21 protein-coding genes and 1 pseudogene are annotated in these 24,325 nt (G+C 51.6%); 4 read left to right on the top strand and 18 right to left on the bottom strand.

What is annotated here, in order from left to right:
• Positions 1-33: 33 nt before the first annotated feature.
• The 10 genes from nuoF to truC all read right to left on the bottom strand — a co-directional run bounded on the left by nuoF (position 34) and on the right by truC (position 9,756).
• On the bottom strand, positions 34-1,329 hold the full coding sequence (gene nuoF, locus FAH66_RS09610; protein ID WP_003686543.1) for an NADH-quinone oxidoreductase subunit NuoF: 1,296 nt from the start codon (positions 1,327-1,329) through the stop codon (positions 34-36).
• 178 nt (positions 1,330-1,507) lie between these two features.
• Positions 1,508-2,092 carry a cold shock domain-containing protein gene (locus FAH66_RS09605; protein ID WP_137041422.1) on the bottom strand — a complete coding sequence of 195 codons (585 nt, stop codon included), beginning with the start codon at positions 2,090-2,092 and terminating at the stop codon, positions 1,508-1,510.
• A 95-nt stretch (positions 2,093-2,187) separates the two neighbouring features.
• Positions 2,188-2,661, bottom strand: coding sequence for an NADH-quinone oxidoreductase subunit NuoE (gene nuoE, locus FAH66_RS09600; RefSeq protein ID WP_004467713.1), 474 nt, complete (start codon positions 2,659-2,661; stop codon positions 2,188-2,190).
• Positions 2,661-3,917 carry an NADH dehydrogenase (quinone) subunit D gene (nuoD, locus tag FAH66_RS09595; RefSeq protein WP_009310869.1) on the bottom strand — a complete coding sequence of 419 codons (1,257 nt, stop codon included), beginning with the start codon at positions 3,915-3,917 and terminating at the stop codon, positions 2,661-2,663. The genes nuoE and nuoD overlap by 1 nt, the downstream gene beginning before the upstream one ends.
• Positions 3,907-4,500 carry an NADH-quinone oxidoreductase subunit C gene (locus tag FAH66_RS09590; protein ID WP_049227640.1) on the bottom strand — a complete coding sequence of 198 codons (594 nt, stop codon included), beginning with the start codon at positions 4,498-4,500 and terminating at the stop codon, positions 3,907-3,909. Before FAH66_RS09590 ends, nuoD begins: the two co-directional genes overlap by 11 nt.
• A 12-nt stretch (positions 4,501-4,512) precedes the next feature.
• Complete coding sequence (locus tag FAH66_RS09585) at positions 4,513-4,995, bottom strand: NuoB/complex I 20 kDa subunit family protein (protein ID WP_002215610.1); 483 nt, start codon at positions 4,993-4,995, stop codon at positions 4,513-4,515.
• Positions 4,986-5,342: an NADH-quinone oxidoreductase subunit A gene (locus FAH66_RS09580; protein ID WP_003686600.1), complete on the bottom strand. Its 357-nt coding sequence runs from the start codon at positions 5,340-5,342 to the stop codon at positions 4,986-4,988. Before FAH66_RS09580 ends, FAH66_RS09585 begins: the two co-directional genes overlap by 10 nt.
• Before the next feature lie 334 nt (positions 5,343-5,676).
• The gene (locus FAH66_RS09575; RefSeq protein WP_137041421.1) at positions 5,677-7,134 is read right to left on the bottom strand and encodes an oligopeptide:H+ symporter; all 1,458 of its coding nucleotides are present in this window, start codon (positions 7,132-7,134) and stop codon (positions 5,677-5,679) included.
• Positions 7,135-7,838: 704 nt separating this feature from the next.
• Positions 7,839-8,942 carry a peptide chain release factor 2 gene (gene prfB / locus FAH66_RS09570; protein ID WP_049328751.1) on the bottom strand — a complete coding sequence of 368 codons (1,104 nt, stop codon included), beginning with the start codon at positions 8,940-8,942 and terminating at the stop codon, positions 7,839-7,841.
• A 97-nt stretch (positions 8,943-9,039) separates the two neighbouring features.
• Positions 9,040-9,756: a tRNA pseudouridine(65) synthase TruC gene (gene truC, locus FAH66_RS09565; protein ID WP_049352517.1), complete on the bottom strand. Its 717-nt coding sequence runs from the start codon at positions 9,754-9,756 to the stop codon at positions 9,040-9,042.
• Positions 9,757-9,896: 140 nt separating this feature from the next.
• Here truC and FAH66_RS09560 point away from each other — a divergent pair, with 140 nt between their 5' ends.
• Positions 9,897-10,625 (top strand): LOG family protein, encoded by a 729-nt coding sequence (locus FAH66_RS09560; RefSeq protein ID WP_137041420.1) that lies wholly within the window; start codon positions 9,897-9,899, stop codon positions 10,623-10,625.
• Between the two features lie 112 nt (positions 10,626-10,737).
• Here the strand turns inward: FAH66_RS09560 and FAH66_RS09555 are convergent, their stop codons facing one another.
• Both FAH66_RS09555 and sstT read right to left on the bottom strand, forming a co-directional pair.
• Positions 10,738-12,594, bottom strand: a complete 1,857-nt coding sequence (locus tag FAH66_RS09555; RefSeq protein ID WP_137041419.1) for an ABC transporter ATP-binding protein — start codon at positions 12,592-12,594, stop codon at positions 10,738-10,740.
• A 227-nt stretch (positions 12,595-12,821) separates the two neighbouring features.
• The gene (gene sstT / locus FAH66_RS09550) at positions 12,822-14,045 is read right to left on the bottom strand and encodes a serine/threonine transporter SstT (RefSeq protein ID WP_137041418.1); all 1,224 of its coding nucleotides are present in this window, start codon (positions 14,043-14,045) and stop codon (positions 12,822-12,824) included.
• A gap of 447 nt (positions 14,046-14,492) precedes the next feature.
• Here sstT and FAH66_RS09545 point away from each other — a divergent pair.
• From FAH66_RS09545 to FAH66_RS09540, 3 genes and pseudogenes are all read left to right on the top strand, one after another.
• Positions 14,493-16,271 (top strand): annotated as a pseudogene (locus FAH66_RS09545) (autotransporter assembly complex protein TamA); the annotation flags it as partial.
• Positions 16,238-16,417 (top strand): M78 family metallopeptidase domain-containing protein, encoded by a 180-nt coding sequence (locus FAH66_RS11245; RefSeq protein ID WP_372512715.1) that lies wholly within the window; start codon positions 16,238-16,240, stop codon positions 16,415-16,417. The pseudogene FAH66_RS09545 and the gene FAH66_RS11245, both read left to right, overlap by 34 nt.
• Positions 16,414-20,562, top strand: a complete 4,149-nt coding sequence (locus FAH66_RS09540) for a translocation/assembly module TamB domain-containing protein (RefSeq protein WP_137041416.1) — start codon at positions 16,414-16,416, stop codon at positions 20,560-20,562. Before FAH66_RS11245 ends, FAH66_RS09540 begins: the two co-directional genes overlap by 4 nt.
• A gap of 239 nt (positions 20,563-20,801) precedes the next feature.
• Here the strand turns inward: FAH66_RS09540 and FAH66_RS09530 are convergent, their stop codons facing one another.
• The 6 genes from FAH66_RS09530 to FAH66_RS09505 form a co-directional block, all read right to left on the bottom strand.
• The gene (locus tag FAH66_RS09530; RefSeq protein ID WP_049323681.1) at positions 20,802-20,975 is read right to left on the bottom strand and encodes an anti-sigma factor family protein; all 174 of its coding nucleotides are present in this window, start codon (positions 20,973-20,975) and stop codon (positions 20,802-20,804) included.
• A gap of 12 nt (positions 20,976-20,987) precedes the next feature.
• Positions 20,988-21,566: a sigma-70 family RNA polymerase sigma factor gene (locus tag FAH66_RS09525; protein ID WP_137041414.1), complete on the bottom strand. Its 579-nt coding sequence runs from the start codon at positions 21,564-21,566 to the stop codon at positions 20,988-20,990.
• 142 nt (positions 21,567-21,708) lie between these two features.
• Positions 21,709-22,395: an HvfC family RiPP maturation protein gene (locus FAH66_RS09520; protein WP_137041413.1), complete on the bottom strand. Its 687-nt coding sequence runs from the start codon at positions 22,393-22,395 to the stop codon at positions 21,709-21,711.
• Positions 22,385-23,227 (bottom strand): HvfB family MNIO-type RiPP peptide maturase, encoded by an 843-nt coding sequence (locus FAH66_RS09515; protein ID WP_137041412.1) that lies wholly within the window; start codon positions 23,225-23,227, stop codon positions 22,385-22,387. The genes FAH66_RS09520 and FAH66_RS09515 overlap by 11 nt, the downstream gene beginning before the upstream one ends.
• A gap of 86 nt (positions 23,228-23,313) precedes the next feature.
• Positions 23,314-23,631, bottom strand: a complete 318-nt coding sequence (locus tag FAH66_RS09510) for an HvfA family oxazolone/thioamide-modified RiPP metallophore (protein ID WP_003686668.1) — start codon at positions 23,629-23,631, stop codon at positions 23,314-23,316.
• Positions 23,632-23,714: 83 nt separating this feature from the next.
• Positions 23,715-24,164, bottom strand: a complete 450-nt coding sequence (locus FAH66_RS09505; RefSeq protein WP_137041411.1) for an HvfX family Cu-binding RiPP maturation protein — start codon at positions 24,162-24,164, stop codon at positions 23,715-23,717.
• Between the last annotated feature and the right edge of the window lie 161 nt (positions 24,165-24,325).

Raw genomic sequence — 24,325 nt, 5'->3', positions numbered from 1 at the left:
AATAAATAATTCTTTTAGAGGCCGTCTGAAAACTTAGCACCACTTATTCGGTTTCATCGGTCCGCCGTGTTCGATGTAATGCACAAACTCATCACGGAAATGCTTGGTAAAGCTGCGGACAGGGAAGACGGCGGCGTCGGCAAGGGCGCAGATGGTGCGGCCTGCCATTTGGTTGCCGACAGAATCCAGCAAATCCAAGTCTTCCATGCGGCCTTTGCCTTCTACGATACGGTGGACGATGCGGTAAAGCCAGCCTGTACCTTCTCGGCAAGGTGTACATTGGCCGCAAGACTCGTCGTAGTAGAAGTAGCTCAGGCGCTCAAGGGCTTTCACCATGCACACGTCTTCGTCCATGACGATAATTGCGCCGGAACCCAGCATCGAGCCCGCTTTGGAAATCGAGTCATAGTCCATATTGGTCTGCATCATGATATCGGCAGGCAAAACTGGCGCAGACGAACCGCCGGGAATAACGGCTTTGAGTTTTTTACCGCCGCGCATACCACCCGCCATTTTCAAGACTTCGGCAAACGGTGTACCCAATGGCACTTCATAGTTGCCCGGACGCTCGACATGACCGGAAATACAGAATAATTTGGTACCGCCTGCATTCGGAATACCTTTATCGGCAAACGCCTGTCCGCCGTCACGGATAATGAATGGAACGGAGGAGAACGTTTCGGTATTGTTGATGGTGGTCGGTTTGCCGTACAGGCCGAACGAGGCGGGGAACGGCGGTTTGAAGCGCGGCTGGCCTTTTTTGCCTTCCAGCGATTCGAGCAATGCGGTTTCTTCACCGCAAATGTATGCGCCGTAGCCGTGGTGGGCGAAGAGTTCAAATTCAAAATCCGAACCCAAAATATTTTTACCTAAAAAACCTGCGGCACGCGCCTGCTCCAAAGCGGCTTCAAAGCGTTGGTAGCCTTCAAAAATTTCGCCGTGGATATAGTTGTAGCCGGCTTTCGCACCCATCGCGTAACCGGCAATAATCATGCCTTCAATCAGGGCATGAGGATTGAACATGATGATGTCGCGGTCTTTAAATGTACCCGGCTCGCCTTCGTCGGTGTTACAAACCACATATTTTTCGCCCGGGAAGGAACGGGGCATAAAGCTCCATTTCAAACCGGTCGGGAAGCCCGCACCGCCACGACCGCGCAAACCGGAGGTTTTGACTTCGTCAATCACATCGGTTTGCGAGATGTTTTCGGACAGGATTTTACGCAGGGCGGTATAGCCGCCACGTTTGACGTATTCGTCCAATGTCCAGCAATCGGGATTGGCGGTATCCACTTGGTCAAAAATCACGCCTGATTGGTAAATAGCCATTTTTGGTGTGCCTGTTTGTTTTCGTATCGGTTGCAGCCGTTGTTTTCAGACGGCCTAATATATCTTTGTATATCGACTCTATGCCGTCTAAAATATGTTGATTCACTAAAGTTGATATTTCAGACGACCTTGTATTTCGTTTTCATGGTTATAGACCTAGTCTACTTTACTGAAAGTATCACCATCCACCGCATTTATCTTCACATGGAATCCCATCACCATCACCATCCATTTTGGTATCAGAACAATTCTGTAAAAACCATTTGGCCTCTTCGCATGACACCATCTGAGAACAATATTGCCTGCCATCACAACGATATTTATTACTATTGCTTTTTTTAGCTTGTATCGTAGCTGGATCATTAAGCTCTACTGGTGCATTAGTTTGTTTAGGGACTAATTTTGCTGCAGCGAATTGATATATCTGATAACCAATTAACCCAAAAAGTGCCAACCCTACCAATTTCGTCAATATGAAAGACGACGAATCTAAGGCAAAAAATGATTTTTTCTTTGCACTCGAACGATGGTTATGATTCTGCTTAAAATCTCTTGCCTCACGATTCAAGTAACGAATCTGTTTAGCAACATTTTTTCCTTTTCCGTTAGCAGATACTTCAAAGCCAACCGCCTCATTAAGTTCAGGACGAGGGCTTCTTTGGGAAAAGTCAGAAATATGGCAGAAAATTTCTTGTTTACTACCATCTATCCGTATAAAACCATAACCTTTCTCATCATCCCACTTAACAATTATCCCTTTCATTAACCGCTTCCCTTTTTATTGTTACTTTTAAATCACAATTTAAAATTTTGGAATAACTAGTAAGTTTGATTAAAAACCTAATGTGTTCAGACGATCTATTCTAATTCTGCTAATTTTTTCTCAATCGCCTCTTCAGTCATAAAGCTGCACATGCTGTGGTTGTTGACCAGCATGACCGGAGCGTCACCACATGCGCCCATGCATTCGCCCTCGACTAGGGTAAATTTGCCGTCAGGCGTGGTTTCGCCGTAGCCGATACCGAGTTTTTGTTTGAGGTATTCGCCGGTAGCCATACCGCCGCGCAGGGCGCAGGGCAGGTTGGTACAAACGGTCAGTTTGTATTTGCCGACAGGCTCAAGGTCGTACATATTGTAGAAAGTAGCGACTTCGTAGGCTTGTGCAGGCGAGATGCCGATATAGTCTGCGACAAAGGCGATGGTCTCGGGAGCAAGCCAGCCTTTTTCGGTTTGAGCGATACGCAACGCGCCCATGATGGCGCTGCGGCGTTGGTCGGCGGGATATTTCGCCAACTCGATGTCGATTTGTTTTAAGGATTCTGCGGATAACATTATCGGTCAACCTCCCCGAATACGATGTCCTGCGTACCGATGATGGCAACGACGTCGGCGAGCATGTGGCCTTTTGCCATTTCGTCCATGCCTTGCAGGTGGGCGAAGCCAGGTGCGCGGATTTTCAGGCGGTAGGGTTTGTTTGCGCCGTCTGAAATGATGTAAACGCCGAACTCGCCTTTCGGATGTTCGACAGCGGTGTAGGTCTCACCCTCAGGAACGTGCATACCCTCGGTAAAGAGTTTGAAATGGTGAATCAGGTCTTCCATACCTGTTTTCATTTCGGTGCGTTTGGGCGGGGCAAATTTGTGGTTTGTGGTGATGACCGGGCCGGGATTGACACGCAGCCAGTCGGCACATTGTTTGATGATGCGTACGGATTGACGCATTTCTTCCATACGGCAGAGGTAGCGGTCGTAGCAGTCGCCGTTAACGCCGACGGGGATGTCGAAATCCATTTGGTCGTACACTTCATACGGCTGTTTCTTACGCACGTCCCATTCCACGCCCGAACCGCGCAACATCACGCCGGTAAAGCCTTTCTGCATGGCGCGCTCGGGGGAGACGACGCCGATGCCGACGGTACGTTGTTTCCAGATGCGGTTGTCGGTCAAGAGGGTTTCGAGTGTGTCGATGTTTTTCGGGAAGCGTTCGCAGAAGGCGTCGATAAAGTCGAGCATGGTGCCTTCGCGGGATTCGTTGAGCTGCTTCAATACTTTGGCGTTGCGGAATTTGCTGCTCTCGTATTTAGGCATGAAGTCGGGCAGGTCGCGGTAAACGCCGCCGGGACGGAAATAGGCTGCGTGCATACGCGCGCCGGACACAGCTTCATACAAGTCCATCAGCTCTTCGCGGTCGCGGAAGGCGTAGAGAATGGCGGTCATCGCGCCGATGTCGAATGCGTGCGAACCAATGCCCATCAAGTGGTTGAGGATGCGCGTTACTTCGGCGAACATGACGCGGATGTATTGGGCGCGGATAGGTACATCAATACCGGCAAGTTTTTCTACTGCCAAACAATACGCCTGCTCGTTGACCATCATGGAAACGTAGTCCAGTCTGTCCATATAAGGCAGGGCTTGCAGGTAGGTTTTGGTTTCCGCCAGTTTTTCGGTGCCTCGGTGCAGGAGGCCGATATGCGGGTCGGCACGGACGATTTGTTCGCCGTCCAACTCCAAAATCATACGCAATACGCCGTGCGCCGCAGGGTGTTGCGGGCCGAAGTTGATGGTGTAGTTTCTTAATTTATTGGCCACCGTAGTTCTCCTCACGGACGATACGCGGCGTGATCTCGCGCGGCTCAATGGTAACAGGTTGGTAAATCACGCGTTTTTGCTCTTCGTCGTAACGCATTTCCACATAGCCGGAAATCGGGAAGTCTTTGCGGAACGGATGTCCGACGAAACCGTAATCGGTCAGGATGCGGCGCAAGTCGGGATGGTTGTTGAACATGATGCCGTACAAATCGAAGGCTTCACGCTCATACCAATCTGCGCTGTTGTAAACGGGAACCACGGATTCGACCACGGGGAAATCGTCGTCTGAAACCCAGACGCGCACGCGGATGCGCTGATTGTTTTTAACGGAAAGAAGCTGGCTGACAACGGCGAAGCGTTTGCCCTGCCATGCTTCGTTTTTGTAAGTGCTGTAATCGACGCCGCACAAATCGACCAAAAGCTCGAAATGCAGTTCTTCATGGTCGCGCAACGTGGTCATCACTGAAACATAGTGTTCGGGCAGACACTCAACGGTAATCTCGCCCAAAGCGGAAATGACTTTGCTTGCCTGATTGCCCAAAACGCGGCTGACGGTCTCGTATAAGTTTTGAATGCTTGCCATATCGTCCTCTCCTTACTCGTCACGCGCGATGGTGGAAGTGCGCTTGATTTTTTGTTGGAGCTGAATCAGGCCGTAAATCAGGGCTTCCGCAGTCGGTGGACAACCCGGCACATAAACGTCTACCGGCACGACGCGGTCGGCACCGCGCACAACGGAATAAGAATAATGATAATAGCCGCCGCCGTTGGCACACGAACCCATAGACAAGACCCAACGCGGCTCGGCGAGCTGGTCGTACACGCGGCGCAGGGCGGGCGCCATTTTATTGGTGAGCGTACCCGCCACAATCATCAGGTCGGCCTGACGTGGGGACGGACGGAAAATGATGCCGAAACGGTCAAGGTCATAACGCGCCATACCCGCATGCATCATTTCCACGGCGCAGCAGGCCAAGCCGAAAGTAACCGGCCACAATGAACCGGTACGCATATAGTTCAACACCGTATCCGCGCTGGTGGTGATGAAACCTTTTTTCAAAACGCCTTCTATTCCCATTCCAGCGCACCTTTTTTCCATTCGTAAATAAAGCCTACCGTCAGAACGACGATAAACACCAGCATAGACCAGAAGCCGTATGCGCCCAAATCTTTGAACACGACTGCCCACGGCAACATGAACGCGACCTCCAAATCAAACAGGATGAAGAGGATAGCGACGAGGTAATAGCGCACGTCGAACTTCATCCTTGCGTTTTCAAAGGCTTCAAAACCGCATTCGTAAGCCGCGTCTTTTTCGGCATAGTGGCGTTTCGGACCTAAAATTGTGCCGAGCAGAATAAACAGCACACCGGCCGCAAGGCCGACGAGGATGAATACGAGGACGGGAAAGTAACTGGCCAACATGGTCGTACCTAACTGGTTGACAGACAAATCTTAAAAATAGATTACCATTTTATCGAATTTCAAAAGCCATTTAAAGGTAAATATCAGCAAATCAGTAAAAAAACACTAATAAATTCAATAAAGTTATGAGAACAATTCTTATTCTTATTTAATATTTCACAATTTTAATTTCAATTTAATCATGTATCATTTAATTCGGGTTTTCCATCTGTCCGATTTAATTCAAAAATCTGGAAAACCACCCTTTTCCAAACCTCAATAAAAACATCAGGCCGTCTGAAAACTGATTATTTTCAGACGGCCTGTGTACATCACATTATTTTAAATAGAAAAATCAATCGACACCTTTGAGCATGCGGTTCAATACCGGAGTAAGTACCAGCAGGATACCGCAGGTTACTGTGCCGATGGTGGCCAGCATCCAGTAGAAATCCAATGGCGACTCAGCATTGTAGTAGTCTTTAAACAACACTCCACCCAAGGTAAAGCCGATAGACAATGCCAAGAAATTCAAAGCAACCATTTGTGTTTTAAACATGCTCGGTGCAATTTTGGTAGAAAACGACAGCGAAATCGGCGACAGCATCAACTCGCCTATCGTAATCGCCAGCAACACCAGCATAAACACGATAATCGGCATCGGGATTCCGGATGAAATATACGGGATAAAACACAAATAGGAGACGCCGGTTACCAACATGGCCAGCGCAAACTTCAACGGCGTTTTAGGTTGGCGCTTGCCCATTTTCGTCCACACCGCCGCCATCACGCCGGAGAAGAGAACCACCCACATGGCCTGTATCGAGTCTTTCCATGAAACAGGCACGGTAAAGCCGAAGAAAGTACGGTCAACCGTTTCGTCGAAATAAACCGTTGCAACGGTGTACACCTGAAACCAAACCGCCCAGAACATACAAATGGTCAAAAACAGCGGAATATAGGCCATGATGTAACGTTTATTGGCTGCCTCAACCTGGCTGCTGCCCAGCAGGCGTGCAAAATAAGCGATAACGGTGATAATGACCACGCCCAAGAGCCAGCGTGAAAAGTTCTCAAGATTGAGCGCGCCGGAAGCAATCACGCTGCCCAATACCAAAACCAGCAACACGCCGACAGCTATTGCAGTCTGTACCTTTTCAGGGCGCAACGGATTGGGAGCCGGCGTATGCGGCAGGTCTTTACGGCCACGTGAATACCACAGCAGGCCAAATGCCATACCGACGGCCGCCGCGCCAAAGCCATAATGAAAACCCATGCGGTCTTGCAAAATACCGGTCAACAAAGGGCCTAAGAAACCACCGATATTGATGGAAATATAGAAAATGGAGAAACCGGCATCGCGCAATTCGCGCAGATCGTCCCGTTCATACAAAGAGCCGACCATCGAACCGGCAGACGATTTTACGCCGCCGCTGCCCAGCGCGATACACACCAAGCCCAACAGCAATCCCATCAAGCCCGGCACAATCGCCAATAAAATATGACCGATCATCACGACGATACCGGCGATAAACAGGGTACGTTCCGCGCCCCAAATGCGGTCGGCCAACCATGCGCCGAGAATAGTGGACAGGTAAACGCTGCCGCCGTATGCGCCAACAATACCGCCGGCCAAAGCCTTATCCATACCCAAACCGCCTTGATTCGCGGCGTAATACAGATAAATCAACAGGATGCCCTGCATACCGTAGAAGGAAAAACGTTCCCACAGCTCAATATGGAATAGGGTGGATAATTGCAAAGGATGGCCGAAGAAGGTTTTCTCGGCAGAAGACGGCTTTTGACCGGACATTATGAGTTCTCCTATATATTAGACAGACTTAGGCTTCAGACGGCCTGTTATACCTACCAATCATTTTTATGGAAGCCATATATTACCGCTAATCTTTGCATTTGCAAAACATTAAAAAGCATATTTTTACAGAAAGATTAAGATTCGTATCTAAAAAGAACTCAATAGCTACATAACAAGGATATCGCGGCCATCTCCGTCATGCCCTACATATTCAAAAACCCATTAATTTTTAGATTTTCTATATTGTATTTTTCATGTGGCCGAAAACGGATATATTTACTGCGTTCGGTATTCCATTTAGGCTGATAAGACTTTAGAGTAGTTTCAGGCTGCCTGAAAACTATGTGATACAAATAACAGATAAAATAAAGCCCTACTTAAAAAAGTAGGGCTTAAAGAAATTGTTTATTTTTTGCCCCCACCAGATTTTCCGCTACCTGACGGGGGATTGTTACCACGTCCGCCGCCTGACGGATTACCTGTTTTGCTTGGCCAGTTTGGGTTACTGTTGCCTGTCTGATTATTTGCCATTATTGCTCCATTCTATACTTAAGTTTTCAGATACACGGACTTTTATTTCCGTTTCTATATTTTATAGATTTAGATTTTTTTTTAATTTAATTTTTTCAGTAGTCGTAGGTATAGTTACTAACAAACAGGCCGTCTGAAATCTTTCAGACGGCCTGTTTGTCTCTTACGGTTTACACACCTTGTTTCAGGCTGGCTTCGATGAAGCCGTCCAAGTCGCCGTCCAATACGGCTTTGGTGTTGCCGACTTCGTAGCCTGTACGCAAGTCTTTGATGCGTGAGGAGTCCAAAACATATGAGCGGATTTGGCTGCCCCAACCCACATCGGACTTGCCTTCTTCCAACGCCTGCTTCTCTTCGTTGCGTTTACGCATTTCCAATTCATACAGTTTGGATTTCAACATTTCCATCGCAGCGGCTTTGTTGGCGTGTTGCGAACGGTCGTTTTGACATTGCACCACAATTCCCGTCGGCTCGTGGGTAATACGCACGGCGGAGTCTGTTTTGTTAATGTGCTGACCGCCGGCACCGGATGCACGGTAAGTGTCGATACGCAAATCGGCCGGGTTGATTTCGATTTCGATGGAGTCGTCGATTTCGGGGTAAACAAATACGGATGAGAAAGACGTGTGGCGTTTGTTGTTGGAGTCAAACGGCGAATAGCGAACCAGGCGGTGAACGCCGGTTTCGGTACGCAGCAGGCCGTAGGCGTATTCGCCTTCCACGCGGATGGTGGCGCGGTTGATGCCTGCGATTTCGCCGTCGTCTTCTTCGAGGATTTCGATTTTGAAGCCTTTACGCTCGGCGTAGCGGCTGTACATGCGGAACAGCATACCCGCCCAATCTTCGGCTTCAGTACCGCCTGCGCCTGCGGTAATGTCGATAAAGCAGTTGTTCGGGTCGGCAGGCTGGTTGAACATTCGTTTGAATTCGAGGTCGGCCATTTGTTTTTCCAAACCGGCCACGTCTTCCTGCACGGCGGCAAAACCTTCTTCATCGTTTTCTTCGACGGCCATTTCAATCAGCATGCGGTTGTCTTCGATACCTGTGGCGATGTTGTCGAGGGTCACTACGATACCTTCAAGGATTTTGCGCTCTTTGCCGATTTCTTGGGCGCGTTTCGGGTCGTTCCACAGCTCAGGGTCTTCGGAAAGGCCGATGACTTCTTCCAATCGGTCTTTCTTGCCCTGATAGTCCATATAGACGCGGATGTCTTCGCTGCGCTTTTCCAAATCGTTCAGGGTGTTGTTGAGCTGGTTGATTACTTCGGCTTCCATGATTCTTGTGTGCTTTCAAAATTTTAGGGGCGTATTGTAAGGGATTTGCCTGTTTTTTTCCATGACCGGGCCGTCTGAAAATGTGCAGTTTGGATTTTCAGACGGCCTCGGTTTTGAATTTTTCCATCCAAAGCCGCCAGTCGTTGTCTATCGGCGCGTTTACAGTCATCCGGCTGCCGTCTTCTATGCTTTGAAAACTGAGGCTTCGCGCGTGCAACATCAGGCGTTGCGTGCCGATATGTTCGGCAACGGCATGGTTTTGGCGCAAATCGCCGTAGTTGGTGTCGCCGACGATGGGGTGAAAAATGTGTTTCATATGGCGGCGGAGTTGGTGTTTGCGACCGGTGTGCGGCGTGAGTTCGGCCCACGAATAACGCGAGGTCGGATAACGCAGGGCCGATTGGAACGGCAACTCGGTTTGTGCCAGACAACGGTAGGCGGTTTGCGCTTCCTGCAATGTGGCTTCGGTCTGCGCTTCGGCGATTTTGTCAGGCATATATTTGAGGGCGTAATCAATCAGGCCGTCTGAAGGCAGATGACCGCGAACTATCGCCCAATAAGTTTTTTCGATAGTTTTGTTTTCAAACTGCTGCGTCAATAACCGTGCGGCTTCCGTATCGAGGGCAAACAACAAGACGCCGGAAGTCGGGCGGTCGAGGCGGTGGACGGGATAAACGTGCTGCCCGATTTGATCGCGCAGGGTCTGCACGGCAAAACGGGTTTCGTGTTTGTCTAACCAGCTTCGGTGTACCAGCATTCCGGCAGGTTTGTTGACGGCGATGGTGCGGCTGTCGCGGTGGATAATATCGAGCATGGCGGAGCAGTTGAATAAAAGCAGATATTGTAACGGGCTTTTGAAGATGTGGCAGAAACACTTGCCGCCGAAACCCAACTTTCAGACGGCCCGCCCCTTTCGGGTTACAATACTGCACATAAAAACACGAAGGAAAAGCCGTGAGCCTGCTCAAAAAACTGCCCAAACCCATGCTGCCCGACGAAACCCGCCGCGATATTCAGGCGCGCGAGTCGTATCATGTATTGAAGATTATTTCCGAATTTGTCGAGGCCGGCGAAGAATTGCGCGCCATTCAGCCAGCCGTCAGCATTTACGGCAGCGCGCGCACGCCCGAAAACCATCCTGACTACGAGTTCACATTACGCTTGGCACGCAAACTGTCGGATGCCGGATTTTCCGTGATTTCCGGCGGCGGGCCGGGCATTATGGAAGCGGCTAACAAAGGCGCGTTTGCAGGCGCAAGTCCGGCGGTGGGGCTGAATATCGTGTTGCCGCACGAGCAAAAAGCCAATCCGTATCAGGATTTGTCGATTAAATTCCAACACTTTTTCCCGCGCAAAGTCATGTTCGTCAAACACGCCGTGGCGTATGTCGTCATGCCCGGCGGTTTCGGCACGTTGGACGAATTGTTTGAAAGCCTGACCTTGGTGCAAACCGGCAAAACGCCAGACCGCCCGATTATCTTAGTGGGCAAAGCATTTTGGGCAGGATTGTTGGACTGGATACGCGAGCAGTTGCTGAGCAGAAACCTGATTTTGGAAGAGGATTTAAACCTGATCCGCGTCATCGACGACGAAGACGAAATCATCGAAGAAATCTTCGCCCATTACGAAAACCGCTTGGAAGACTTGTCCGAACACCAAAATGCTTGGTCGTTGGGGCTGTAAAAAACTAAGGTTTCAACTAAAAAAAGGCGGTTATCCCGCCTGCCCTTTGCTTCATTAATAAAGGCCGTCTGAAAATCCGTTTCAGACGGCCTTTTATCTTCTTTCAAAGCGTTTAATTGTTTTCCCACTCGACATGCTCACTCAAGAAGCCGCCGCTTTGGTGTGCCCAAAGTTTGGCATACAGGCCTTGTTTCTCGAGCAACTCGGTGTGGCTGCCTTCTTCGATGATGCGGCCTTTGTCCAAGACGATGAGGCGGTCCATCGCGGCGATGGTGGAGAGGCGGTGGGCGATGGCAATCACGGTTTTGCCTTCCATCATTTTGTCGAGGCTTTCTTGGATGGCGGCTTCAACTTCGGAGTCGAGTGCACTGGTGGCTTCGTCAAGCAACAGAATCGGCGCGTCTTTGAGCATGACACGGGCGATGGCGATACGTTGGCGCTGGCCGCCGGAAAGTTTCACGCCGCGTTCACCGACGTGTGCGTCATAGCCTCGTCGGCCTTTGGCATCACTTAAGTTAGGAATAAAACCGGCGGCCTCGGCGCGTTCGGCGGCGGAAATCATCTCGGCTTCGCTCGCATCGGGACGGCCGTAGATAATGTTGTCGCGGACGGAACGGTGCAAGAGGGAGGTATCTTGCGTTACCAAACCGATTTGGGCGCGCAGGCTTTCTTGGGTAACGCTGTCCACGGTTTGGCCGTCGATCGAAATCGTGCCGCTTTGCGGTTCGTAAAAGCGCAGGAGCAGGTTGACGATGGTGGACTTGCCTGCGCCGCTGCGGCCGATCAAGCCGACTTTTTCGCCGGGTTTGATGTTCAGATTAAAGCCGTTGAGGAGCGGTTTGCCTGCTTCGTAGGAGAAATCGACGTGATCAAACTTGATTTCGCCTCGGGTAACTTTCAGCGGCAGGGCGTGCGGTTTGTCGAGGATGGTGTGGGGTTTGGACAGGGTGGCCATGCCGTCGCCGACAGTGCCGATGTTTTCAAACAATCGGGCGGATTCCCACATGATGTATTGCGACAAACCGTTGACGCGCAACGCCATGGCTGTGGCTGTGGCAACCGCGCCGACGCCGACTTGTCCGTGATACCAAAGCCAGATGCCCAGCGCGGTCGTGCCGGCGGTCAGCGAGCTGTTGACGATGAAGCTGCATGTGTGCAGCAGCGTCGCCAAACGCATTTGGGCGTGTACCGTAACCATAAATTCTTCCATCGACTGCTTGGCGTAAGCCGCTTCGCGCGCGCCGTGGGAGAAGAGTTTGACGGTGGTGATGTTGGAATAGGCATCGGTAATGCGGCCGGTCATCAGCGAGCGCGCATCCGCCTGCCGCGCGGCGGTTTTGCCGAGCTTGGGAATCAGGAAGCGCATCACTAAGGCGAAGCCGATAATCCAGCCGATAAAGGGCAACAGCAACCAGCTGTCGAACGAAATCAAAATCACGCCGGACGTGATGAAATACACCAGCACATACACAACCATGTCGGCAACCGTCATCACCACGTCGCGCATCGCCAGCGCGGTCTGCATGACTTTGGCGGACACACGGCCGGCAAATTCGTCCTGATAAAAACCGAGGCTTTGTCCCAGCATCAGGCGGTGGAAATTCCAGCGCAGGCGCATGGGGAACACGCCTTGCAGGGTTTGCAGGCGCACGTTGGACGCGAGGAAGGTCCAGAGGGCGAAAAACACCATCATCCCCGCCATTGCTGTCAACGCCCAGCCTTTTTCGGCAAACAGGGTGGCGGGCGTGTATTTGCCGAGCCAGTCCACGACTTTGCCCATAAATTGAAACAGCAGGGCTTCCATAATGCCGATACCGGCGGTAAACACCGCCAATACGGCAATCCATTTGCGCAAGCCTTCGATGTTGCTCCAGACAAACCGCCACAGCCCTTTTTCAGGCGTTTTCGGGGCGGCTTCGGGATAGGGGTCGATTCGGGATTCGAACCATGAGAATATTTTTTTAATCATTGTTTTTGCAAATGTGATAAGACGGTCAGGCCGTCTGAAAAGAGGTGTTCAAATACATTCAAGACTGTATTTTACGGTAAAAATCCAACTGATGACAGCGGATACCGTTAGTCCGACCAAACCAATCTCTCGGCGTGACCATCTAAAAATCCCTTTTCTTTGCATAAAACAAAGGCCGTCTGAAACTTTTCAGACGGCCTTTGCTGGATTTAGGTTGCCCTTAAAAATCACTCTTTACGTTGACGGCCCAAATCGGCAGCGGCAGTAAACAAGACGTCAGTGGAAGAGTTTAACGCAGTTTCTGCAGAGTCTTGAATCACGCCGATGATGAAGCCGACGGCAACCACCTGCATGGCCACATCGTTATCGATACCGAACAGGCTGCACGCCAAAGGAATCAGCAGCAACGAGCCGCCGGCCACACCGGATGCACCGCACGCGCTGACAGTTGCCACCAGGCTCAGCAGCAGGGCAGTGGCGAAGTCAACCGTAATGCCTTGCGTGTGCGCCGCAGCCATCGCCAAAACGGTAATGGTGATTGCCGCACCGGCCATATTGATGGTTGCACCCAATGGAATGGAGATAGAGTAAGTGTCTTCGTGTAAGCCCAGTTTTTTCGCCAATGCCATGTTCACAGGGATATTGGCGGCGGAAGAACGGGTAAAGAAGGCATAAACGCCACTTTCGCGCAGGCAGGTAAACACCAGTGGGAAAGGGTTGCGGCGGATTTGCGACCACACAATAATCGGGTTGACCACCAAAGCAATAAACAGCATACAGCCGAGTAATACAGCCAACAGCTGCATATAACCGGCAAGCGCTTCAAAACCGGTTTCCGCGATAGTAGAAGACACCAAGCCGAAAATACCCAACGGCGCAAAACGGATAATCCACTTCACGACGGTCGAAACGGTATCGGCCAAGTCGGCCGCCACTTGGCGGGTCGTATCCGAACCGTGATGGCGCAAAGCCGCACCCAATACCAAGGCCCAAGCCAAAATGCCGATATAGTTGGCATTGGCCAGCGCGTTAATCGGGTTGGCCACCAAATTCATCAGTAGTGTTTTCAATACTTCGACAATGCCGGAAGGCGGCGCAACGGATACATCACCGGCCGTACGCAGAATCAGCGTGGTCGGGAATGCCATACTGGCAATGACTGCCACCACAGCCGCAGCAAACGTACCGAAAATATACAAAATCAAAATCGGTTTGATGTGGGCCTGATTGCCTTTTTGGTGTTGCGCAATGGCGGCAGTCACCAAAACAAATACCAAAATCGGCGCGATAGCCTTAAGCGCACCGACAAACAGGCTGCCCAGCAGTCCTGCGCTGATACCGACTTGCGGCGAAATTGCACCCACAATAATACCTAAAACCAAGCCGATGGCGATTTGCGCCACCAGGCTGACGCGATTGAGCGCGTTCAAAATCGGATTGCCACTTGCCATATCCGTTCCTTCACAATTTAAAGATATGTTAAAAAAGTCTTACATTCTAAAATAAAAAATCATTTGTCGGCGAGGTTTTCATGCACACCTCACAAAAACAGCATTAAAGTTTAGCATTTATGACAAAGTTGGCACTTTATTCCAAAAATATGAGCAAATCCGCTCAAACCCTACTTTAAAGTATGCCCATACCGTTGCCTTATCCCTCTGTATCTTGATTTCGGACGGCCTGAAATCTGCACCATAAGGCCGAATACAAAGGCAAATTCATCAGTCAAAACACAAAACATAACTATTACAATCAGATAGAAAAAACCAAAATCCTCCCTTATGTCGCATTTTGCAACGTTATTGCGCTAAATTTCCGTTTATATCCATAGCCTGAAAGCTTGCAGAAATAATGTTAAAATCCCCAAACTAAAGAATTGTCGCTGTCGAACACACATCATGACCAAACTGACCTACCCTGTTTTATTTGCATCATTGGCGCTCGCCTACGGACACGCGTTGGCAGTAGATACTTCCGTTCCCAAAGCGGAAGACTACGAAGCTGTTCCCGAATCCGAAATGCCCAAGCAGCCCAAAGACGACCAAACAGGCAAACTCAAGCCCAAATTCCCCGTCAAAATCGACACTCAAGACAGCGAAGTCAAAGAAATGCTTGAAGAATACCTGCCGCTGATTACCCAGCAGCAGGAAGAAGAGCTGGATAAAGAACAGGTCGGCTTCCTCGCCGAAGAGGCACCCGACAACGCCAAAACCATGCTCCGGACCAAAGGCTACTTCAACAGCAACGTCAATATTCAAGACCACGGCGAGAGCTATACCGTCAACGTCACCCCCGGCCCGCGCACCAAAGTCGACAACGTCAGCGTGGCCATCCTCGGCGACGTATTGAATGACGACAACTTGGCCGAGTACTACCAAAATGCGATGGAAAACTGGCAGCAGCCTGTTGGCGAAAACTTCGACCAAGACGGCTGGAGTGCAAGTAAAACCTCCGTCCTCAGCGCGGTAACACGTAAAAAATACCCTTTGGCGAAACTCACCACCACCCAAGCCACCATCAATCCCAATACCCAAAAAGCCGACTTGAACGTCATCGTGGAGAGCAACCGCCCCATTTACTTTGGCGATTTCCAAATCACCGGCACGCGCCGCTACCCTGAGAGCGTGGTTTCCGGCATGGCACGTTTCCACCCCGGTTCGCCTTACGACTTGGACAAAATCCTCGACCTGCAACAGGCACTCGAGCAAAACGGCCACTACTCCGGCGCGTCCGTACAGGCCGATTTCGATCAACTGCAAGGCGACCGCGTTCCCGTCAAAATCAACGTGACCGAAGTCAAACGCCACAAACTGGAAACCGGTATCCGCTACGACTCCGAATACGGAATCGGCGGCCGCATCGCCTACGACTATTACAACCTCTTTAACAAGGGTTACATCGGTTCCATCGTTTGGGACATGGACAAATACGAAACCACGCTGGCCGCCGGTATCAGCCAACCGCGCAACAACCGCGGCAACTACTGGACCAGCAACGTTTCCTACAACCGCTCGACCACGCAAAACCTTGAAAAACGCGCCCTGACCAGCGGCATTTGGTATGTCCGCGACCGCAATAATATCGATGCCCGCTTCGGCCTCGAATTTATTACCGAAGACCGCAAAGTCCCCGACACCAGCTACGATTTGGGCCGAAGCCATGCCACCATGCTGACCGCCTCATGGAAACGGCAAAGCATTGAAACCGAGCTGCACCCTCAAAACGGCTACTACCTCGACGGCAAAATCGGCACAACCTTGGGCAAATTCCTCTCCTCCACCCAAATGGCACGCGCCACGGCACGGGCAGGCTATTTCTTCACGCCTGAAAACAAAAAAATCGGTACATTCATCGTACGCGGACAGGCAGGCTACGTTTATGCCCGCGAAGGCGAAGAAGTGCCGTCCAGCCTGATGTTCCGCACCGGAGGCGCAACTTCCGTACGCGGTTACGAACTTGACAGCATCGGCTTGGCCGGCCCCAACGGCTCCGTCCTGCCGCAACGCGCCTTGGTGGTCGGCAGCCTTGAATATCAATTCCCGGTTACCAAGAGCTTCTCCGGCGCCATCTTCCACGATGTCGGCGATGCGGCAAGCAACTTCAAACACATGACCTTAAAACACGGTACCGGCTTGGGCGTGCGCTGGTTCAGCCCGGTTGCACCGTTCTCCTTCGATATTGCCTACGGCCACCACGACAAGAAAATCCGCTGGCACATCAGCTTGGGCACAAGGTTTTAAAAACATACTCACCATCCATTCTTTCAGACGGCCTCAGCCATTTCAGGCCGTCTGAAAAACAGACAAACAGAAAAATATCATGACCGATACTGCAAACACTTCCACGCCGTCTGAACAACAGTCCGCCCCGCCAAAGCGCAAAAAACGCCTGTTGCGCGGCTTTGTCCTGTCCGCCTTGGGCGTATTGACCGTTTCCGCCGGCGCAATCGGCTGGCTGGTCGGTACGGAATCGGGTTTGCGTTTCGGTTTGTACAAAATCCCGTCATGGTTCGGCGTCAAAATCTCTTCGGACACGCTGAAGGGCACGCTGATTGAAGGTTTTGAAGGCGACAAATGGTTGATTGAAACAGAAGGTGCGGACATCAAAATCAGCAGCTTCCGCTTTGATTGGAAACCGTCCGAGTTGACCCGTCCATCCTTGCACATTACCGAAGTCGTGGCCGGCGACATCGCCATCGTGACCAAACGCACGCCGCCCAAAGAAGAAGAGCCATCAAAAGGCCTGCCCGACAGCATAGACCTGCCCGTTACCGCCTATCTCGACCGTTTGGAAACCGGCAAAATCAGCGTGGGCAAGCGTTTTGACAAGCAGACCGTCTATCTCGACCATCTGCACGCGGCCTATCATTACGACAAAAAAGAACACCGCCTCCACATCAAAACCGCCGATACGCCATGGAGCAGCTCGACAGGCGCGGTAGTGATCGGTTTGAACAAACCCTACGTCCTCAATACCGCCATCTACACCAAAGGCCAGCTTGAGGGCGAAACCCTACATGGTACGGTACGCCTGTGGGGCAGCCTGCAAGACGTATCCACCGACCTACTGCTCGATAGCGACAACGTTCATTTGTCTGCAAAATCCACTATTCATCCATTCGCCGACAGCCTCAATGAAACCGTCGGCGAAATCCTGATTAAAGGTTCCAACATCAATCCGCAGGCCTTCCTGCCCAGCCTGCCCAAAGCGCGCCTGAATTTCGACGCCACCACCATTCCGTCGTTTACCAACGGCGTTGCGTTGGAAGGCTCGATTGACTTGGAAAACGACCAAGCCGGTTTTGCCGATGAAAATTATATCCCTGTCAAACGCATCCTCGGCGAATTCATCGTCGACGATAAAGGCACGGTCATGATTGAAGACATCGGCGTCGACCTGCTCAAAGACGGCAGCATCGATGTGTCCGGCTCAATCGATACCGCCCAAGACCAGCTCAAACTCGCACTGGGCATCAACAATACCGGCGCAGACGACTTTGTCCGTCAAAACATCGCAGGCCGTCTGAACGGCAGTATCGACGTCAAAGGCGAAACCTCCTCCCCTGTCGTTAACTGGAATCTCGACAGCGGATTTGCACGTACAGACGGCATGCTGTTTTTCCAAACCGACAAACAGCTCGGCCAGCACACGCTCAAGCTCGACAAAGTCCGCCTGGTTCCGCAAAACGGCGGCGAACTCAACGCCAAAGGCTCGCTCGAACTCTTCAAAGACCGCAAACTGCAACTGGACATCGTCAGCAAAGCCTTCAACCCTGCGCGCATCGATCCGCAGCTTCCGCAAGGTAGTGTCAACGGCAACATCAACTTGACCGGCATCCTGGCGCAAGAAAAATTCGCCGGCAAAATGCAGTTTGCACCGAGTACGCTCAACGGCGTTCCGCTCAGCGGCAAAGCCGACGTCGCTTATGAAAACAAACACCTCTCACGCGCCCTGACCGATCTGACCCTCGGCAACAACATCGTCAAAACCAACGGCAGCTTCGGTAAAAAAGACGACCGCCTCAACCTCAATATTACCGCCCCCGATTTGTCGCGTTTCGGCTTCGGCTTGGGTGGGCTGCTCAACGCGCGCGGCTACATCTCCGGCAGCTTTTCAGACGGCCTCAAAACCCTTGAAGCTGATTTGAACGGCGAAGCGCGCAACTTCAAAGTCGCCGATGCCGTCAACATCCGCACCCTCGACTTCAAGCTTAAGGGTTCGCCCGACACCAACCGTCCGTTGAGTGCCGATATTAAAGGCGAACACATCGCCGTCTCCGGCGGCGCGGCCATGATCGACAACGTCAACCTGCTCATCAGCGGCACAGGCTCGCACCACCACATCCGCGGCAACAGCAGCATGGCGGTGGACAACAAACGCTACAAGCTCGACCTCAACGCCACCGGCGGTCTCAACAAAGACCAAACACAATGGAAAGGCACGGTTGACACGCTCGACATCAACGGTGCGTTCAACCTCAAACTGCAAAACCGCCTCAACCTCGAAGCCGGCAGCGAACGCGTTTCCCTCAGCAGCGCGCGTTGGGCGGCCATGGGTGGCAGCCTCAACCTGCAAAATTTCGTTTGGGACAAGAAAGCCGGCATTACCAGTAAAGGCAGCGCACAAAATCTGCACATTACCGAATTGCACAACTTCTACACTCCGCCTATCGAACACAACCTCGTTTTGGGCGGCGACTGGGATTTGGCGTACAGTCAAAACGCGCGTGGCTTCCTCAACATCAACCGTCAAAGCGGCGACATCATTCTGCCGAGCAAAGACCCGAAAAACAAACAGCCTTTGGGACTTTCCGCGCTCGCCCTGCGCACCCGTTTCCAAAACGGCCGCATCGACAGCACGCTGGAAGGCAACACCCGCTTCGGCAAAGTTAACGGCACGCTCGGCATCGCGCAACAGTTCGGCAACAATATCAACAACGCCCCTGTTAGCGGCAAGGTCAATATCAGCGTTCCCGATTTGGGCTCGCTCAAATCCTTTATGCCGGCGACAGCCCAAGGCATTGCAGGCCGTCTGAACGCGACCGCCACCATCGGCGGCCGACTCGGTTCGCCTACCGTCAACAGCAACCTCGACCTCCAAACCAATTACGGCCGTGCCGACGGTACCGTCAACATCGGTCAGGGCACCAGCTTCGATACCGCCCCTCTGAGCGGCAAGCTTAACCTGAACGTCGCCAACCTCGAAGTCTTCCGCAACTTCCTGCCCGTCGGCCAAACCCTCAAAGGCCGTCTGAACGTCGCCGTCAACTTGGCAGGCCGTCTGAACGATCCGCAACTGAGCGGCCTGATTAACGGCGACAACCTCTATTACCGCCATCAAACCCAAGGCCTGATTCTGGACAACGGCGTATTGCGTTCACGCCTGCAGGGTCAAAAATGGGTGATCGACAGCCTCAAATTCCACCGTGGCGGCACGATTGAGCTCAAAGGCGCGGTCAACCTTGCCAACGCCAATCCCGATGTTGACGTGGACATCGTCTTCGACAAATACCGCACCCTCTCGCGTCCGAACCGCCGACTGCAGCTCTCCGGCGCGGCCAAAGTCCTCTACAATCCGGAAAAAGGCGTATCGCTCAACGGCACACTCAACACCGACTTCGGCAGGTTTGGTTCGCAAAAATCCTCCATGCCGACCCTCGATGACGACGTGGTCGTACTGGGCGAAACCCCAAAAGAAACAACGGCCACCACGCCTATTAATATGAATCTTGTCTTGAACATCAACGACAATGTCCGTTTTGTCGGCTACGGCGCAGACGTTACCATCGGTGGCAAACTGACCCTCACTTCCCGCCCGGGCGAAACCGTCCAAGGCGTCGGTACCGTTCGTGTTGTCAAAGGCCGCTACAAAGCCTACGGCCAAGACCTCGAAATCACCAAAGGCGCGGTTTCCTTCGTCGGCCCACTGACCGATCCGAACCTCAACATCCGTGCCGAACGCCGTCTCTCCCCGGTCGGTGCAGGTGTCGAAGTTCTCGGCAGCCTTAACAATCCGCGCGTGACCTTGGTTGCCAAAGAAGCCATGAGTGAAAAAGACAAACTCTCCTGGCTCATCCTCAACCGTGCCAGCAGCGGCAGCGACGGCGACAACGCCACGCTCTCTGCGGCCGCCAGCGCATTACTTGCTGGCCAAGTCAACGACCGCATCGGCCTTGTCGATGATTTGGGCTTCACCAGTAAACGCAGCCGCAACGCCCAAACCGGCGAGCTCAACCCTGCCGAACAAGTCCTGACTGTCGGCAAACAGCTCACCAACAACCTCTACGCAGGTTACGAATACGGCATCTCCAGCGCCGAACAATCCGTCAAACTCGTGTACCAACTGACCCGCGCCATCCAAGCCGTTGCCCGCATTGGCACACGCTCCTCAGGCGGCGAGTTGAAATACACCATCCGCTTTGACAACCTGTTCGGCAAAGACAAACCGGAGCCGGAAGAGCAACAATAAGAGCCGTGAAAAAGGCCGTCTGAAATTTATCTTTCAGACGGCCTTTATCTTGTTCTACCGTATCAAAATCTTAAGCCATGCCTCCAAAAACAAAGGCCAACGGCGCAAGTTTGAAAACAAATACTGCTAAAAAAGTAAGCTGCAAAACATGTCTTATTCAAGATTAGCGATACATAAAGCAGATACAAAAAGGCCGTCTGAAACTGACAGGGGTAGGTTTCAGACGGCCTTTTTTTGAATCATCGAAACATCTTGTGCATGGCGTTGCTGATTAATTCGAGCTGTTTCTTATATTCGCGGCAACGGGGGCAGAGCGACAGGTGCACAGCAAGGGCAATACGGTTAAAAAGACTGAGGCGCACTTGGTCTTGCTGTTTGGAAATCAGATCGGTTATTTTTCGGCATTTTTTCATGACGTTTTCCTGTCAGGCATGGGAGAACCATTTGATTTGCAGGCACTGGCGCAAGGTTTCGCGCGCGCGGTGCATGATGGTGTGGTAGTTGGCATGGCTGATGCCGCATTGTTCGCGGATTTCATCGCTTGAAAAACCGAGGATCTCTTTCATGGTAAACACGCGGGCGGTATTTTCCGGCAGATGGTAGAGGCAGGTCTGTAAAACTTGATAGAACTCTTTATTGTTCAAACTGGCTTCGGGCGAGTCCCAACCCTGAGGCTGTCCTTCGTCCGTCCAATGCCCGTCGGCGGCAAAATGTCCTTCAAAGGCTTCATCTAAGGCTTCTTCGTCGCGCGTGACGAAAACTTGGCGTTGCCGCCCGATTTGGCGCAGGCAGTCGGTGATTTTGTTTTTCAAAATGGCAAACAACCAGCTGCTCACTTGGGCGCCGCCTTTGAAACCCTCGGCCGCACGGTAGGCGGAAAGCATGGTTTCCTGTACGAGGTCTTCCGCCAAATCGGGGCGGTCGGGCAGCTGGATATGGGCAAAGCGCAACAGCAGTTTGCGGGATTCGACAAGCTCGGCATCGGTCAGTTCGGGTAGGGCCATAATGTATCAGTATGAAATGAATGATCAATATGTTTCTGATTTTACGCTGATACGGAAAGAGCATGCGATTGAATCTATAAACGATTTCAGTAGTTTTTTTGTTTCGCCAAAACCGGCAGTACCCGTTTCAGACGGCCTTGGTTTATGCCGCAACCAAAATGCCCTGTTCCCGCCAATCCGTCCATTTCTGCCTTAATGCGTCCTGCCAAACGTTTTCAGACGGCATGAACTCTGCCAGCATGGTTTGCAGGCCGTTTAGGGAAGTGGGCGTTTCTGCCAGCGTTTCCAGCAATAATGCACCGAATCCATCAAGCGTTTGATACATCACGTCGTCTTCCTTATCGCGCCACACCAAAACAGCAGTTTCCGCCTCCTGCAATTCATCGGTCACATCATACTGATAACGGCGCACAAAGGCGGCGGGAGAAAGGGTGTAAGCTAAATCGTCTGAATCGGCGTGGGTTGTTTGGCTGTCGGTTTGAGCGGTTTCGGCGAGCAGCTGGGTGTGTTCAAAGTCCATCAATGCCAAGAGGTCGTCTGAAAGCGGCAGGCTTTGGCAATATTGGAGGAACTCGCCGGGGATTTCTTGAAAATAGGGCGTTTGGGCGCGCGCGTCGCGGACGAAACCTTCTTTCAGACGGCCCCATTCTTCGCTGTCAAAGTATTGCAGCGTTTCGGTATAACAGCGGTCGATAAAGCTATGGATATTGTTGCGTATCAATCGGATATAGACGTTCAACCGCTCTTGCGGCAATCCGTCTGCGGCTTTGCCTTCGCGTATGGCTTGGGCAAAGCGGTGTTGGTATTGGGCGGAAGTTTCAGGCTGCACGGCGGTATTCCTTTCCGGCACGCATTTGATAGTCGGCGATTTTGGCGACTTCGGCTTCGAGTTCGGCAAAAGGCGGGAAATTGAAATCGCGTTCCAACAGGGTGGGCGGGATGGTCGGCAGCTTGGTGTAGGCAAGTTCGAGCAAATCCCAAACAGTCGGCAAAACCGCCGCGCCATGCGTATCAATCAACAATTCCGGCGTTTCGACATCGTGTCCGGCGATGTGGATGTAGCACACGCGCTCTGCGTCAACGTTTTCCAAAAAGGCTTCGGGCGACAACAGTCCGTGGTTAACGGCGTTGACGTAGATATTATTCACATCGAGATGAATGCCGCAGTCGGCTTCGCGGGCAACGGCGTTGAGAAACTCGACTTCGTTCATTTCGGCAAGCGGGGAATGCAGGTAGTAGGAAGTGTTTTCTACGGCAATGCGGCAGCCCAACCGGTCTTGCACTTCACGGATACGCCGCGCGGTATGCCGCACCATTTCTTCAGTGAAAGGCAGCGGCAACAAATCGTAAAGATGACCGCCATCGTGGCAATAGCTCAAATGGTCGGAGAAAAACGTGCAGTCATAACGGCGCATCATTTCTTTGATGCCGTCTATCAAGTCGGTATCCAGCGGGGCTTGTCCGCCCAATGACATGGATAATCCGTGCAATGCCAGCGGCAGCCGCTCTGCCACGCGGTCAAACTGTTTGCGCGCCCTGCCGCCCATTTTCAGCCAATTTTCGGGGGCGGCTTCGATAAAGCGTATCGGGCTGTCGTCTGAAAGCGAGAGGAAGTCTTCCGCCAAGTCGCGGCGGTAGCCCAAGCCTGCATGTTGAATCATGGTGATGTCCTGTTATGGTGCCGTATGAACGACAAAGTCGCATTTTCGTTTATAAAATGCGACTTTGTTAAAGGTATATTGCAGGATTATTTAGAACCGCATTTACCTTCGCCGCATTTGCCTTCTACTACTTTGGCAGCTTTGGCTTTAGATGCTTTGCCTTTTTTAGCGTGAGTTTTTTCCACGGTTGAACCGCATTTGCCTTCGCCACATTTGCCTTCGCTTGCTTTAGAAACAGCGCTTGCACCGCATGAACCTTCACCGGCTTTAACCGCACCGCAAGAGCCTTGAGCAGATTTTTGAACACCTGCTTTGCTGCTTAACGGTTTATCAGCGGCAACAACACCGGCAGCCAGAGACAGGGACAATGCACCGGCCAGAGCAGCAGCTACATTTTTTTTCATTTTAACTTCCTTTTAAAAATATGGGTTTAAATAAATCAAGGGATAATATCGGGCATTTAAAGTCGGCCCGCGACCGTGAATCATTAAAGAAAATGCTTGATGCGGCAACAGCGTTTCTTCAGCAGGGCATCCAAAGACAGACCGCCTGCGCCCTGCAATAGGACAGGAAATAAAACCACCAAATAAATCAGTGCCATTTTATAACCGTTGTCGCACACATTGTACCCCAAGCCGGCATGTACCGCAGACCATGCGACAGCCGTTACGACCATCAATCCCAGCGCGGACAGCCGCGTTGCCAAGCCGACGATGAGTAGCGCAGGCAAAACCAGTTCCGCCCACATGGCCAAATTCCAGTTGACCGTATCCGGCAACAAATTGAACGGAAAGGTAAATTGACTGTTGATATCTGCAAACCAGTTTTCCCCGTTCCATTTTTCCAGGCCGGACTCAAGAAATTCATACGCGGCAAAAAGCCTGAGCGTCAACAAGCCGAAAGCAGCCTGCCAAGAGGGGTTGGATGAGGTGTTCATTTATTTTCCTTATTGATGTGTGTTGAATAGGATGGGACGAAAAATCAATCGGCACCATCCCATATTTCATGCCTGTTTAGACGTGACGGCCTCAAAAAACTGACACATTCAATACAAATATTTTCTTATTTATTGTTTTATAAAAATTAAAAATTCAAAAA

Origin of the sequence: Neisseria subflava (genome assembly GCF_005221305.1) — a bacterium.
In the GTDB taxonomy this organism is placed as follows: Bacteria; Pseudomonadota; Gammaproteobacteria; order Burkholderiales; family Neisseriaceae; genus Neisseria; species Neisseria subflava.
Note: the sequence above shows the minus strand (reverse complement) of the source record. Positions and strands in the feature narration are given on the sequence as shown.

Coding starts and splice junctions, on each gene's coding strand:
- sstT (WP_137041418.1), bottom strand. CDS start 14,045: ATGGCAAGTGGCAATCCGATTTTGAACGCGCTCAATCGCGTCAGCCTG.
- nuoE (WP_004467713.1), bottom strand. CDS start 2,661: ATGTTATCCGCAGAATCCTTAAAACAAATCGACATCGAGTTGGCGAAA.
- FAH66_RS09575 (WP_137041421.1), bottom strand. CDS start 7,134: ATGTCCGGTCAAAAGCCGTCTTCTGCCGAGAAAACCTTCTTCGGCCAT.
- FAH66_RS09580 (WP_003686600.1), bottom strand. CDS start 5,342: ATGTTGGCCAGTTACTTTCCCGTCCTCGTATTCATCCTCGTCGGCCTT.
- FAH66_RS09505 (WP_137041411.1), bottom strand. CDS start 24,164: ATGAACACCTCATCCAACCCCTCTTGGCAGGCTGCTTTCGGCTTGTTG.
- FAH66_RS09530 (WP_049323681.1), bottom strand. CDS start 20,975: ATGAAAAAATGCCGAAAAATAACCGATCTGATTTCCAAACAGCAAGAC.
- FAH66_RS09585 (WP_002215610.1), bottom strand. CDS start 4,995: ATGGGAATAGAAGGCGTTTTGAAAAAAGGTTTCATCACCACCAGCGCG.
- FAH66_RS09590 (WP_049227640.1), bottom strand. CDS start 4,500: ATGGCAAGCATTCAAAACTTATACGAGACCGTCAGCCGCGTTTTGGGC.
- FAH66_RS09555 (WP_137041419.1), bottom strand. CDS start 12,594: ATGATTAAAAAAATATTCTCATGGTTCGAATCCCGAATCGACCCCTAT.
- truC (WP_049352517.1), bottom strand. CDS start 9,756: ATGCTCGATATTATCCACCGCGACAGCCGCACCATCGCCGTCAACAAA.
- prfB (WP_049328751.1), bottom strand. CDS start 8,942: ATGGAAGCCGAAGTAATCAACCAGCTCAACAACACCCTGAACGATTTG.
- nuoF (WP_003686543.1), bottom strand. CDS start 1,329: ATGGCTATTTACCAATCAGGCGTGATTTTTGACCAAGTGGATACCGCC.
- FAH66_RS09515 (WP_137041412.1), bottom strand. CDS start 23,227: ATGATTCAACATGCAGGCTTGGGCTACCGCCGCGACTTGGCGGAAGAC.
- FAH66_RS09510 (WP_003686668.1), bottom strand. CDS start 23,631: ATGAAAAAAAATGTAGCTGCTGCTCTGGCCGGTGCATTGTCCCTGTCT.
- FAH66_RS09605 (WP_137041422.1), bottom strand. CDS start 2,092: ATGAAAGGGATAATTGTTAAGTGGGATGATGAGAAAGGTTATGGTTTT.
- FAH66_RS09525 (WP_137041414.1), bottom strand. CDS start 21,566: ATGGCCCTACCCGAACTGACCGATGCCGAGCTTGTCGAATCCCGCAAA.
- FAH66_RS09540 (WP_137041416.1), top strand. CDS start 16,414: ATGACCGATACTGCAAACACTTCCACGCCGTCTGAACAACAGTCCGCC.